Raw genomic sequence first — 15,327 nt, 5'->3', positions numbered from 1 at the left:
AAAATACCTGGCGGGACGACTCAAAGCCGCCCTGCCAGGTTATTGAAATTAATTGTGATCTTATCGCCGGTTAATAGCCGGAGTTTTGTTTAAGGTTACCGTTAGTGTGGAGCGCGCTGGTTGGTATCGGTAGTAAAGTCCGGTAATCGCCGTTAGGTGAATGGGACAACCAAGATTTTTTTGTAAATACACCAAACCTGATCAGATCCTGCCTGCGCCTTCCTTCCTGAGCAAATTCCCAGCCTAATTCATCCAGGAAACGGCCATATTGAATATCGGATACCGTTTCATGGGTTGTTTGCAGGTGATTGTTCAGGCCGTAGTCATACACCGTAGTTCCTGATAGAAGTTGGGCAGCGGTAACAACAGCTTTGGCCGGGTTGCTGGTAAATGCCCTTTGCCGTACCTGGGTAACCAATGTAGCCGCGGTGACAGCGTCCCCCGATCTTAAGGAAGCTTCCGCTTTCATCATCAGTACATCGGCATACCGTAATAGCGGGAAATCGTTGCTCATGCCAACCAATTCGCCGGAAACGATCTGGTATTTACCTAACCTGAAACCGTGTACTTCTTCAGATGAATCGACACCCGGGAGGGAATTAATATAGGCTAAAGGCTTATTTTTAAAAGCACCCAATGAGCCATTTAAAGGTGCCCCGGCAGATGTATATTGCTGACCTTGCACCCAATTGCTGGCCAGGCGGCTATCCTGCGGATCGAACGTATTGATAAACTGCGGGATAGCACAGATGCCCCCCCATGGCGAGTTTTGAAAATTGTAGGTCGCCTGATTTTCCGGCTGAAGTGTTTCCATATGTAAGGTCCATGCCGTACTGCCATCTGCAGTGTACGTCTGATCAAACGGTATGGCAAAAATGATCTCTTTAGAGTTTTGGTTTTGCTGCAGGAAAACATTGGCCTGGTTGGATTCAAGGGAATAAAGGCCTGATGCAATGATAGCGTCACAGGCTGTTATACAGTTTGCGTAATCCGGGGTACCGGTATAAACACCTGCATTCAGATACATTTTGGCCAATAAGGCTTCTCCCGCCCATTTATTAAACCTTCCGTATGTGGTACCGTCATTCAGGGTACTCAGTAATGGCACATTGGTTGTCAGCTCAGAAATAATGAAATCATAAACCTCTTTTCTGGTGCTTTGCGCAGGTACAAACCCTGCCGGAAGATCAAATTTGGTCACGATTGGTACGTTGCCAAAAAAATCGATCAGGGCGTAATAAAAAGACGCGCGCAGTACTTTGAGCTCTGCTGTAAGCTGTGCTTTGCCTGATGCTGCTACCGGGATCAAGCCGGCATCTATCTGATAAAGTACCCTGTTGCAACCGGTGATACCGGCGTACGCGTTAGTCCATATCTGGTAGCTGTTATCTTCATCAGCAGTCCATTTATGGGTATGCATGCGTCTGTAAACACCGCCATCCACCCAGCCGTTGGGCCTTTGAGGGATTACTTCCTCATCTGCCGAAATTTCATTTGTGCGCCATATGGCATTAGAGCTTCTGCCCAGCTCTAATGTTCGCCAACTGGTGTAGGGGGCACCTACTAAGGCGGCAACATCGGCGGGACCGGGGGCAAACTGGCTGGACACGATCTGACCATAATTTTTGGTTGCCAGTTTGGTGCAGGAAAAACTTCCAAAAAGGATCATTATTCCGCTAATTATTAAACATATCTTTTTCATTTCAATTTTCATAACGCTTTGATTAAAAATTGGCTGAAAGCCCGATGGTATAAGTCCTGATCGTAGGGTAGGTATCGCGGGATTCCATGCCCGGAGCAAGCCCGTTTGAATCGCCGAAGCGGTCAACTTCAGGATCAAGACCTTTGTATTTGGTAATGGTGAATGTGTTCAGGGTAGAAATATATATGCGCGGATTGTGTACGAATTTAGATTTTAAATTGCGCCAGGTGTATCCCAGGTTGATATTATCTATCTTCCAGTAATTGCCGTTTTCTACATAGTAGCTGTTAAATTCAAGCGGTACAGTTTTGTTTAGTACTGCTGTACCAAACACTTTGTCTTCTGATGATTTTAAACGGTTGTAGTTAGTGACAGAAGTATTTTCATAGTTCATCCGCAAAGCGTTCAGGATCTGAAAACCAAAAGCACCGCGCATGGTTACGCCAAAATCCCAATCTTTGTAGCGGATCGTGTTATTCCATCCCGCATAATATTTAGGGATACCGTTTCCTATTACCTGCTTATCATTAAAGCTGTGGTTAAACTGGTCATACTGTTTGGTAGTACCGTCCGGCTCCTGGTAGATCCATTTTCCATCTGCCGATACGCCTGTAACCTTAAATCCGTAAAAATCTCCAATGTTATGACCTACCTGTACAATGTTAGTGAAGGTAGTGATAGGATCGCCAGTACCGCCTGTTGTGAAATAAGGGGTAGTTGCCTTATAAATGTCATTGGAAAGGCTGATCAGCTTATTGGAGTTAGTGGAAAAATTAAAAGAGGTTGTCCATTGAAAATCCTTTTTCCGGATGGCATTGATATTGATGACAGCTTCAAGCCCTTTATTTTCCATCGTTCCGGCGTTAGCGAAAGTTGAAGGATAAAGGTTAGGCGGGCTTGGCACCGCAAAATTGTACAATAGGTCTGTTACCTTGCGTTTATATACATCTATAGTACCAGAGATCAGGCCCTTGAACATGCTGTAATCCAAACCGAGGTCAGTTTCATGCTTTTCTTCCCAGCGCAGCCCTGGATTGGCATTTTGAGCGGGTGCCAGCGTTTGAATAAACTGGCCGTTATATAAAACATAATTGCCATAACCCAATAAGCCCACACCCAGGAACGATTGCCTCGGAGGATTACCGGTTACGCCATAGCCAGCGCGTAACTTCAGGTCATCAAAAATCTTTTGATCTTCCATAAAAGATTCTTTGGTGATCCTCCACCCTGCCTGTACTGCCGGAAATTTTCCAAAAGGATGAGCTGCACCATAAAACTGGCTTGCGCCGTCGATACGTAAGCTGGCCAGCAAGAGGTATTTTTCTTTATAGTTATAGGTTAAACGGCCAATGTAACTGATCAGGTTAGTCAGGCTTTGCCCGCTGTTCATCAAAGCGTTACCATTTTTCAGTGCCGAACCTTGCTGTATGGCGTTATAACCAAAAAGATCGGTAGGGAAATTGTGATTACCCATTTCAGTAGTGAACGAATTGTTATCCTGGTATTCGTAACCTCCCAATAGAGTGAAACGGTGATCACCGAAAGCTTTTGAATATTCCGCCGAAACATTCAGGTACCTGTCAACCGACTGTCCTTGCTGAATATCGGCCACACCGCCCTGGTTATCCCGGATAGTTGAAATGTTTTCAAAATTGGCGAAATACCGGTTTAAGTAACCATGTTTTGTATAGGAACCGATGGCCGAAAACCTTAAGCCTTCTATAGGCAGGTAGGTTATGGTCGCGTTGTATTTGCTGGTGAAGCTTGTTTGCGGCTGATCGGTATTGTAAATATCAGATACGGGGTTTTGGTACTCGAAATTATTGGGCTCCTGGTAAAAATTTCCATCCGGCATTCTTACGGGAGCTGTAGGATTCATTTTCAGCTGCTGCTCATAATCGTAAGTATTAAAAGGATGATCATTAAAATTGGTTTGCAGGAGGCCCAGGTTGAATTTCAATTTTCCATCCAGCATGGAATGGTTTATATCCACACGTCCGGTGATTTGTTGATGGTCGCTTTTCAGGAATATGCCCTGGTTATAACGATAATTCAGGGAAGCCAGGTAGTTAGTCTGGTTGTTACCGCCCCTGAACGTTAAGCCATGTATATGTGAAACCGGAAAATTATTACTCATGGCTTTGATCCAATCGGTATTGCTTCCCAGATCATAGGAGGCCTGTCTGGTGCCGGCCGCAATCTGCCTGCGGTAATCATCGCCGGTAAGTAAGTGTGGTTCTTTTGAAATCTGGCTGTAAGTTTCATTACCGTTATAATCAACCTGGTTGATCGCATTGCCGCTGGCACGCTTGGTGGTAATGATGATTACACCATTGGAGCCGCGTACACCGTAAATCGCAGCTGATGACCCATCCTTCAAAACTGATATTTCTGCGATATCTTCCGGCGCTACAGTTAGCAGATCGCCAGGCACGCCGTCTATGATATATAGTAATCCCAAATTGCCATACAAAGAGTTGTTACCACGCAGCATGATCTGGGATTGGGCATTGGGATCACCTGAAGGGGTCGAAACTGAAAGCCCTGCTACTTTTCCCTTAAGCAGCTCAGCAGCATCTGATACAGGTCCCGTTACAAAATCCGTTGATTTAACTGTGGTAACCGCGCTGGTTACATCAGCTTTTCGCTGGGCACCGTATCCTATAACCACTACTTCGCTCAACGACTGGTTGTTATCTGTAAGAATAACGTTGATAATACTGTGGTTATTAACAGGAACTTCCTTAGTTGTAAATCCGATGTAAGTAAAAACGAGTGTCGAATTAGCCGGCACATTCAAGGTAAAATCTCCTTCCAGTGAGGTTTGTCCCCCTCCTGGTGCCCCTTTAATTTTTATACTTACTCCCGGAAGCGGAAACCCCTTAGTATCTTTTACGGTTCCTTTTATTTTGATGTCACCGCTTTGTGCATGGGCACATAGTGATAAAACGGACGCTAAAAAAAAGGCAAAAAGCAGCCGGTACCTTAAACAAAGTCTAATTTTTTTCATGAATTGAGGTTATAATGTTTGGTTTGTATTGTTCGATAAGTCGTAATTAATAATTGTTTTTTTCACAATTATTAATAGAAGCAAATAGCTAACTGATTCTTTCCATATGTTCTGATTAATTGGTTAATATTTAAGTTTATTGATTATGGGTATGGTTCAAAGGGGCTATAAGGAGCTCCTGTAGTCGGGATATTCGGTTACAAAAACATGCTAAACCTGCATATCTTTTTTGCGAAACAGCGCTGTCGGATCATAATCTTTTTCAATCGATTGTAAACGACGGTGCCAATAACTAAATAGAATGAGCGTACAACTCCGCATGGCTTTAATCTCATTTCAGAATAAATTGGTTAATAATCGTACTGATCCTGGATATCAGCTTTAGACAAACTTAGATGCGAATGGCCTTTCAGAGACAACACTCATGTTGAAATAAATATCACTGGTGATGAATTATATAACAATTCGGGGTAATAGATCTACTTGAAGGGGAAATTGGGAAAGCAATTCAGAAACGGGTGCGTAGAATTAGGGGAGATATAAATCATTCTGATACAGAATGGTTGACAGCGGCAAGCGCATGTTCTGCATAATGAGAGGGCTTTATATTAAACTCTTCCTGGAAACATTTGCTGAAATATGCGGCATTGCTGAAACCTACCCGGTCAGAAATTTCAGCCACTGATAGCTCTCGCTGGCTTAATAGCTGGGCTGCTTTTTTCAGTCGGACAGAACGGATAAACACAGACGGGGTTTGGCCGATGATCGAAACTAATTTGCGATATAACCCAGAACGCTCCATGTTCATATCGCTGCTAAAGTCTTCTACCGAGTAGAGGGCATTGCCGAGATTTTTCTCAACACAGTCCAACGCTTTTTTGATCAATCGCTCATCGACGTCAGAACCAGTTACCATTGCCGGCTGGATAACGATCGCCTTCTTAAACAACTGTTTCCGCTGCTCCTGTTGTTCGAGCAGATTGCGGACACGTACAACCAGGATATCAATATTGAAAGGTTTTGTAATATAAGCGTCGGCCCGGGCCTGGTAGCCCTCAAACTGCGATTCATCCGAAGAACGGGCGGTTAAAAGTAGTAGCGGAATATGGGACGTTCTTAGATCTTTTTTCAATGCATCACATAGCTCAAGGCCGTTCATCTCCGGCATCATGATGTCACTGATCACCAGATCCGGCATTTGGTTTAAAACCATATCCAGCGCTTCTTTTCCGTTAGATGCAAGTAGTATATTGTAACGCTTGTTCAACTGCTCATCTAAAAAATGACGAAACTCCTCGTTATCTTCTGCAATTAAGATACTTACCGCATTTGCTTTCCCGCTATAATCCGGGGCCGGTTTAAATTTATCCGTTATTTCCGGTTTCAGGTCTAATGGGATGTATAGGGTAAAAGTACTTCCTTTTTCCAGGATACTTTTTACTTCAACCGAACCATGGTGCAGGCGTGCGTACTCCTGTACAAGATGCAGCCCGATACCACTTCCAGTATTGATACCCGGCTGATTATCCGCCTGGAAAAAATGATTAAAGATTTTAGAAAGGTCCTTGCCGGCTATGCCTGTACCTGTATCTGTTACGCTTACGGATATAGCGGGCCTAATACTACCCGGCATAGTTGTCCTTTTAACCATTACACTGATATTTCCCAGTTCAGACGTGAATTTAAACGCGTTTGATAACAGGTTATTCATCATCATACCGAACTTATCTTTGTCAAGGTAAAGCCAGAGGTTTGGAGCACAAACTCTTTGAAAGCCAATGTTTTTGTTAACTGCCAGTTCAAGAAAAGGGAGGCACAACGCTTCGGTAAATTCATTGATATCGCAGTAGTTTAAATGAAGCGCTTCCTCATTCAGTTCCAGGCGGCGAAAATTTAGCAGCTGGTTCACCAGGTTAAGTAAAGATTGTGCATTCCGGTAAATCCCGGTCAGCTGGGTTTTGAGCAACGTATCCCCTGTGTTCTTTAAAATCACTTCAAGCGGCGTTAGAATAAGTGTAAGCGGCGTTTTTAGCTCATGGCTCATATTGGTAAAAAAGCTAAATTTCATTTCATCCAGCTTTTGTTGTTGCATCTCTAACTGTTTTATTTTGTTTTTTCTGATATACCCGGAAATAATGAGGTATATCAATCCAAGCCCGGTTATGCAATATAGTACAATCATAAACGTGGTTTTCCACCAGGGAGCAAGCACGGTAATTTTTAGCGTTGTCACTTTCCCACCCCAATTCCCACTATTGTTTGCGGCCCGAATTTTCAACAGGTAAGTTCCGGGAGCAAGGTTGGTATATGTGGCTCTGCCAACTCCATCCGGGGCAATTGTTTCATGCCAGCTATTGTCAACACCATCCAAAAAGTACCGGTAATAAGTTTGAGATGGATTTACATAATTAAGTGCGGAGAAACCGAGACTGATAAAATTCTGATCATGTTTTAGTACGATGGATTCAGAAGCTGAGATCGATTTTTCAAGAATTTTGTTCCCTTCATATACATCTCCGGGTTTGATTAGCTTACCAAAAACCTGAAGCTCTACAAATATAGGATTAAGACTGTTCCTGGTCACCAATACACGACTCAGATCTGTTTTATTAAAACCATCAATCCCGCCCAATAACAGCGATCCTTCTGGAGTTATAAAGAATGAACGCTGCACAAATTCGTTGTTGATCACTCCGTCGTAACGGTTGAAATTAGTAAAGCTGCAATGTATTCCGCTAGTATTGTTACTCACCTGAATATGCGAAACACCATTTGAGGTTGAAACCCAAATTGATTTTTGATTATCTTCAACAATCGACTTAATGGTATTATTGACAAGGCCATCATCGGTATGAAAACTAAGCAATTTCTTTTTCGTGGCATCCCAAACGTTTAAACCATCCTGTGTCCCGAACCATAATAATCCCCTGCTATCTGAGAGCAAGCAGCTATACTGCCGGTTGTTGTGATTTAACATACCGGCGCCGTAATGACGATCCACTATTTTAAGTTCCTTATTGCGGGCATCATAAATAAATAAGCCGCCGTTAGAAATCCCCAAAAGGGTACCATGATACGAAATAACCTGCTGTATTGAATTGAGCTTATCCTGATCATCTTTTTTTGCGGGCATGCTATTGCATTTACCGGTAGCAGGATCAAATTCAAGCAGACCGGCACCATCCGTACAAAGGTAAAAACGTCCGTCTTTGGCCTGCAGTATATTATTCAGGCTTCCTACAGGGTAATGCATGACATCATTGCCCGACAGGCTGAACAAGCCTTTGTTTGTAGCTACCCAGATATTTCCTTCGCGGTCGGTCAACATGGCTTTGCAGTTAATCCCGCTAAAAACCTGTGAGTATAGGGTTAGCCTCTCCATTTTATCTGAATAGCGAAATATCCCCTTATCGGTACCTATCAGGAGCTCCCCGGCTTTATCTTTAGCGAAAGCGGTAACATATAGTTCCTGGTTTTCGGGCAGGGGAAAAAGCGATTTACCGATATTTCTGAACCGGAAACGGTCCGCGTGATAATACAGCAGCCCCTTATTTAATGTGCCCAGCCAAAGGCCACCCTGAAGATCAAAAAACAGGTTGCTAACCTCAATATCGATCAATCGGCCATCAACCAGGTGAAGTGTCGGGCTGAATTTGATATTTTTCAGGTCATCGCTCATCATCCAAAGTCCCTTTCTACAGCTTACCACAATTTCCCCCGTTGGACCAATAGAAAGAGAGTTTAGCCAGTAATCAGTTTCGATCACCTTTTCCCATTTTTTCTGGACTCGGTTAAGCGCCAGCATAATGCCCCGTGTTCCGTTTCTTAAAAGGTAAAGCGTATGATTGCCCGGCACAACATATAATGTTCTCTGATAGGAGTTAGGCAGCTGCTTTTCCAGGGTATTTTGCCTGTCGATCAATTTTCTACCGGCCATGCTGTAGACTGTTACCAAACCAGAGCGATAGAAAATATACAAAGTGCTATCCAACACCGCGATATCATAAACAGGATCGGGGGATTTTTCCGGAGAGGCTATCCCGGATAAAAAAGTCACCGTTTTCCCGGAGGCTTGATTTCGGTAGAGTAACTTGCCCGAAACCGTAACCATCCATAAGCCCTTATCCGCATCCATAAAAAAATCGGATAAGGGTTCTGTAACACCGAGCGACTTTAGCACTTTTTCAAGATGTTCTTCGTAACGTTCTGTGCTTAGGTCAATGAGCATCAGTTTTCCGCGTGTTTTGATCCAAAGACGTTTTTCATTTTCAACGTACACATGATGAAAACCAACGTAGCCGCTCAACGGGTAAGTATGCTCATCATTGATATGGATATATTGAAACGAGGTTCCATTGTAGAGGTTAACCATACCTTCGGTAACAATAGCTATCCTGCCATCAGGCAACTGGTTAATGGTCCTCACACTGTTTTCCGACAGCCCATTACTGCTTTCGATTGGAGTAAAAGCACGAAATTGCTGGGCAAATAAACTATGGCTGACCAACAACGCGATAAAGAAACAAAATACTTTCACATCAATCTGTTTAATCTCGGGTGAGCCCCCTTCTTTCAAGCCTGACCCAGGGCATACTCATATTTACCAGTGGCTGCTGATTGTTTCGATTATTAGTATCCTGGCTCCAGAACCAGGCTTGGTTAAATCGGTTAATTGGTTAAATATACGCATATCATATATATACACTAAGGCCGTGTCGCGATCCGCGCCGGCCTTAGTTAAGTTAACAAATTAATCGGAACAGGATCAATTTGTATTTATATCGGATAGATCCTGTTCCTGGCTTTAGTTATATTTTCACAGTCATTGCCGCTCCTTTGTAATTGATCACTTTGTCTGCTTGTTTACTTACATGCTCCCCTGCGCCTTTTGTTTCGGTCACTAATATGATATTGAACTTCCGGTTACCCAGGGAGCCCAGGAAGTCACCTTTCTTTTTACCAATTGTGAGCGCCCGGGATTTATTATCCCAATGGAACGGGATCTCTGTATATTTCCCGGCCTCATAATTATAGTTGTCGTTTTCATCCTCGTATAACGTAAAATCGCCATCTGCACCGGGATAAATTCTTATCTCCAGGTTGTCCCATTTTTTTTCCTCGGCAAACTGAACCTTTGGCCCCCACGGTATAATCGCACCAGCCTTTACGTATAACGGCAGGGTCTCAATCGGCGTAGCAATAGTTATGAATTTACCGCCTTCCTCAGTTTTACCTGTCCAGAAATCATACCATAAAGTACCGGCCGGAAGATAAACGGCCTGCTCTTGCTGTCCCGCTTTAGTTACAGGCGAAACCATCAATGATTTTCCGAACATATACTGGTTACCGATATCATAAACCTGTTTGTCCTGTTCGAAATCCATAAATAAAGCCCGCATAATGGACCCTGAATGATGTGTCACATCCCAGGCCGTAGCATAGATATAGGGCAAAAGACTGTAACGCAGGTTAATGAACTTTGCTATAACGTCAAAAGTTTTGTCGCCAGGTTCTCCAAACTGGTAAATTTCCCTCGGAATGTCTGTGCCATGTGACCTCATCATTGGTGTAAATGCAGCGAATTGCAACCAGCGTGTATATAGCTCCTGGAACTCAGGGTTTTTAGCCCCCCCTCCTTTATTGAAAGCACCGGCGAAGAAACCACCTATATCCGCATTCCAATAAGGGATACCGCTGAGTGAAAAATTTAATGCCGCCGGGATCTGCCTTTGAAGCGTAGGCCAGGTGGATACAACATCGCCGCTCCACGTATTAGCAGCGTAGCGCTGCTGCCCGGCAAATGCAGACCTCGTAAAAATAGTTACACGTTTTGTGGATGTAGTTTTACGCTGGTTATCGTAAATTCCGCCGACATGTTCTAAAGGGAACGCATTGATGACACTTCTGAAAGACCCAAGATAAGTAGGCTGATCGAAGTCTCTTTCTTTAATATTAATATGGTCTGGTTCGGTTGAGTCTAACCACCACCCGTCTGTACCGAGAGAGAAAATACCCTTATTCAGATAATCCCAATAAAGGGCGTGACTTGCAGGATTATAAGGATCGTAAGGTTTTGCTCCGCTCTTTGGCGGCCAGGTATCGAAATTAATAAGCATATTTTTCTCCTTAAACTCAGCATATTGCTTGGTTAAAGGTCCGAAGCCTGGCCATGCAACAATAAAAAGGTGTGCTTTTAACTGATGAACTTTATCTACCATACCCTTAGGATCAGGGTAAGTAACAGGATCAAATGACATGGAGTTCCACAAACTATCTTTACCCCAGTACTGCCAGTCCTGTACAATGCCATCCAGTGGCACCTTCAGGTCCCGATACTTTTTCACAACACTGAGCAACTCATCCTGTGTTTTATACCTTTCTTTAGACTGGTGATAGCCGTATACCCATAAGGGCATCAGCGGTGCCTGCCCCGTCAGGTCACGCATCTGTGCTACTACGCCATCACCGTTACCTCCCCACATTAAATAATAATCTGAGCAGTTTCCTATCTCAGAATCAAACGAGGTTTCCTGTTTGTTGTCGGTAAATGTGGTGGGTGAATAGTTATCCCAGAATATCCCGTACCCTTTAACCGACTGTATAAAAGGGATACAGACTTTAGTATTTTGATTTGAAAGGTATACTTTTTGCCCGCGCTGGTTCATTTTCCCATTCTGCTGTTGGCCGAGGCCATAGATCACTTCATCTCTGTCAAGCATAAACGCCTGTCTTACCGAATAGGTATCTTTATTTACATCTTTTGCAGACGTGAACTGGGTGCCATAGTCCTTTTCCGTAAAAAGAGGATTTCCTTGTAAATCCGAAAATGAAATTTTACCCGTTTTCAAATTTAGCATCACCTGTAAAGACGCACTTTTCAAATTAACTATATTGCTTTCTTCGTTAACCGAGAGAGCCGTTTGCTCGGGGTTCTTGATTACAGATAGGCTTTGTTTCTTCGGCGAAGATCCTTCCGGGAATTTAATGACCCTTACTATAGTTGGGGAAAAGAACTGGATCTCAATATCCATGAATTGCACATTAGCCTTTACCCCGAGTTTTGTCTTTTGAAAATCCTGTGCAAATGTTTGCACGGCAAGGAACAGGAGCATAACCGCACCTATGAATTTAGTCCTCATACTTTATGATGAATGTTGGTTTAAAAATGATTTATAATACCGTAAATGTAAATGACCAGCGGTTATGACGTGCCATAGCGATGTTGAAAGAAATAACACTCACGTTGAAAATATAAGGGGCTTAAGCGGATATATAGAATCATGAAGCTTCAAACCAGAGAAACGAACCATTAAATGAATTTAAAGGTTCGAACCACATTTCAGCCTAAAAAGCAAACAAACAACTATAAACCAAGATTATACAAGAAAAAAATGAAATTCTTAATTTTACCCAGTGTGGGTGAGAGAATGGGTTCGAACGAAAATGTGCCTTCATTTGAATTAAACGAAGACCAAAATTTCGATTAAAATAGAAAAGGCCTTAGCGGGCAATGCTAAGGCCTGTTAGTGTTTTTCGAAGCAATTCATTGAAAAATTGTGGGGAATTGGCAATTCGGGCGAAAATTCTGCTGAATTTTCAATAATTTATAATTGTTGTTGAGTTTTGTTAAAAACCAGTGAGACAGATAAAAGTTCTAATGCTGAGTTTGTACTTATTCCTGTCGACTTAAGGAAGGGCTCGATTTCCTTGGGCTAAAGTCAACCATATATTCTATTGATTGCAATCTTTATCGGCTATTTAAGCAGGAATTCATTTTCTTTCGAATCCCTTACCGGCAATAAAGCCGTATCATAGCAGAGCAGCTTTTTGTATGCAAACTGATACTTGCTGTATTGCATCAAAGTTAGAAAGTTATAAGGGCGATAATCGGCGAACCATACGTTGATTTTAAAATACAATAACTATTACAGCGGGACTTTTTAAAAGCCACTGTTTAAATCACACAAACTGGTGATTGACAGATACGCAAAAACTAAAAAGATTTACTGTTTATAACTCATATATTTATAAATGAAACGCCCGTTGCGATATATAAGTCTGTCAGCCATGCTCCTTGTGTTTTCATTGGGAGCGCATGCACAAAACTCTGATATCGACTCATTAAAAAAAGTATTATCCACACAAAAGGCAGATACGAATAAGGCAAAGACGCTCTTCAATATCAGTCTATACTATAATTTTTTCTTACCTGATTCAGCTTTAAGGTATGGAAAACAGGCATTAACACTCTCTGAAGAACTAAATTTTGATTCGGGCATATTTTGGTCAATTGTTGCCATCAACAAGGCGTTATATGTTTTAGGTAATTATGCGTTGGAACTGGATTATGCTTTTAAAGCGTACCCGATAGGTATAAAATTGAACAATCCGCAATCTTTCGGTTGGGCAAACGGGATGATGGGCGATTGTTATTTTAACCTGGGCGAATACAGTAAAGCGATAAGTTACTACCGGAAAATATTAAGAGTAGCGGAAAAAGAAAAGCAATCAAATGATCTGCCTTCGCTTTATAGCGCGTTGGTCCCCGTTTTTATAAAACTTCGCCAGCATGATTCTGCCCTGATATATGCAAAAAGAGGGTATGAGTTATTAAAACAAAATCCATCGCTTAATAATGGCAATGCTGATAGTGAGTATGCAAAAAGCCTTTCATTCAGGTTTTTAGGGGAAGCTTATGCGGGCAAGGCCAATTATGATTCGTCATTGTTTTACTACAGGTTAACCCTGCCTTTATATAAAAATCTCAGGATGGCTACAAACAGGATCGATGTATATAATGGCATGGCAACGGTTTATAAAGAAAAAAACAGGCTGGATTCTGCAACATGGTATGCGAAGAAAGCATTGACAGAAAAAAGCATAAAAGTGTACCCCGTGGGATTTCTGAAAGCAGCCAGTACATTAGCAGATATTTATGAATTGCAAAGCAGGCCGGACAGTACCCTAAAATACCTGCGGATTGCTTTTAATATAAAGGACAGTTTATTCAACCGGGGGAAAACAGTTGCAATACAAAATATTTTTTTTAGAGAGGAGGAAAAAAAGAGGGCCGTACAGGAAGCTGAAGCCACATTACAAAACCAGTACAGAACATATATTCTGTTAGCTATACTGCTCATTTCTTTTATCATAGCAGGTAATGTTATAAGAAACAGGAGAGTTAAACAATTACAAAATATGCGCAACAGCATTGCCGATGACCTGCACGATGACATCGGCTCTACCCTAAGCAGCATTGGTATTATGAGTGAACTGGCGAAAGCTAAATCACCAGAAGCGTCATCGTTGCTTGCATCCATAGGTGAAAGCACAATAGCCATGCAGGAAAACATGAGTGATATTGTGTGGGCCGTTAACCCCAAAAATGACCGATTTGAAAATGTATTACAGCGGATGAACCTGTTTGCTTCGGAAATACTGGATGCAAAAAATATGGAGCTGGATTTCACCAGTGACGCCACACTTTCCGCCTTAAAAATCACTATGGAACAACGTAAAAACTTTTACTTGTTTTTTAAAGAAAGTATCAATAATGCGGTAAAACATTCTAATGCCAAAAAGATATCAGTAAGTATTACTAAAAACGACAAGACGATTGAGATGAATATTCGGGATAACGGCAAAGGGTTTGATACCACTAAACTTTTCAATGGGAATGGTATGTATACTTTAAAAAAACGTGCCGGCGAACTATATGCTGATTTTAAGATACAATCAATATTGCAGGAGGGGACGTCTGTGAGGCTGCTGTTTAAAATCACCTGAACAGGTGATTGACCCGTATTGAAAAAAAACGCTCTTTTACCTAAATATATGCAATGGAAATAAAAGTTGCGGTCTTTGAAGATAACAAGCTGCTGCGGGAAAGCCTGCAGCAGCTGATCAATAATGCAGAAGGCATGGCCTGCACCGGAGCGTTTCCCGATGCCAATAAGCTGATGCGCAATATGCAAATGGCGAATCCGGATGTGGTAATGATGGATATTAATATGCCTGGAACTTCAGGTATAGAGGCGGTGCAAATGATCAAAGAAAAATTTCCGCAGGTACATATCCTGATGCAAACGGTGTTTGACGATAACGACAAGATATTTGCTGCCATTTGTGCCGGTGCTTCGGGATATATGCTTAAAAAAACATCACCGCCAAAAATGATCGAAGCTATCCACGAAACTTATCTTGGCGGTGCCCCTATGACAGCATCGGTCGCGGTAAAGGTATTACAGATGTTCCGGCAGCAAACTGCCGGAATAACGGAGTTTATAGACCTGTCAGAACGTGAAAAGGAAATCCTGGCGCTATTGGTTAAGAGTAAATCATACAGAGGTATTGCGGCAGCCTGTTTCATATCCATTGATACAGTCAGTACACATGTACGGCATATTTACGAAAAGCTTCACGTACACTCCAAAAGCGAAGCTGTTGCAAAAGCCATTAATCAAAAATTGGTATAAACCTCACATCTGAAATTTCTATAAAAATCACCAGTTCAGGTGATTGACCACAGCCTTAGGAGCCTATAACTTTAGTTAATTAATCAGCTAAAGTTATGACAAAACAAATTTCCCTATTTAACAGAGGTTATACGGCGCTG

General features: G+C 42.3%; 6 protein-coding genes. 2 read left to right on the top strand and 4 right to left on the bottom strand.

Translation table 11 applies throughout. The features are described 5' to 3' along the window. Nucleotides 1-70: 70 nt before the first annotated feature. The 4 genes from AC1DUD_RS21475 to AC1DUD_RS21460 all read right to left on the bottom strand — a co-directional run bounded on the left by AC1DUD_RS21475 (nucleotide 71) and on the right by AC1DUD_RS21460 (nucleotide 11,851). Complete coding sequence (locus AC1DUD_RS21475; protein ID WP_477378164.1) at nucleotides 71-1,702, bottom strand: RagB/SusD family nutrient uptake outer membrane protein; 1,632 nt, start codon at nucleotides 1,700-1,702, stop codon at nucleotides 71-73. A 22-nt stretch (nucleotides 1,703-1,724) separates the two neighbouring features. Beyond that, nucleotides 1,725-4,712: a SusC/RagA family TonB-linked outer membrane protein gene (locus tag AC1DUD_RS21470; RefSeq protein ID WP_477378162.1), complete on the bottom strand. Its 2,988-nt coding sequence runs from the start codon at nucleotides 4,710-4,712 to the stop codon at nucleotides 1,725-1,727. A 544-nt stretch (nucleotides 4,713-5,256) separates the two neighbouring features. After that, nucleotides 5,257-9,249 carry a hybrid sensor histidine kinase/response regulator transcription factor gene (locus AC1DUD_RS21465; protein ID WP_477378159.1) on the bottom strand — a complete coding sequence of 1,331 codons (3,993 nt, stop codon included), beginning with the start codon at nucleotides 9,247-9,249 and terminating at the stop codon, nucleotides 5,257-5,259. 271 nt (nucleotides 9,250-9,520) lie between these two features. After that, entirely contained in the window at nucleotides 9,521-11,851 is a 2,331-nt protein-coding gene (locus AC1DUD_RS21460) for a glycoside hydrolase family 31 protein (RefSeq protein WP_477378156.1), read from the bottom strand. Nucleotides 11,852-12,743: 892 nt separating this feature from the next. Here AC1DUD_RS21460 and AC1DUD_RS21455 point away from each other — a divergent pair. Both AC1DUD_RS21455 and AC1DUD_RS21450 read left to right on the top strand, forming a co-directional pair. Then, entirely contained in the window at nucleotides 12,744-14,498 is a 1,755-nt protein-coding gene (locus tag AC1DUD_RS21455; RefSeq protein WP_477378154.1) for a tetratricopeptide repeat-containing sensor histidine kinase, read from the top strand. 53 nt (nucleotides 14,499-14,551) lie between these two features. Continuing rightward, nucleotides 14,552-15,187, top strand: coding sequence for a response regulator transcription factor (locus AC1DUD_RS21450; RefSeq protein ID WP_477378152.1), 636 nt, complete (start codon nucleotides 14,552-14,554; stop codon nucleotides 15,185-15,187). Nucleotides 15,188-15,327 lie beyond the last annotated feature (140 nt).

This window comes from Mucilaginibacter sp. P4_A11 (assembly GCF_056402535.1).
This window is presented reverse-complemented; position numbering and strand designations above follow the sequence as displayed.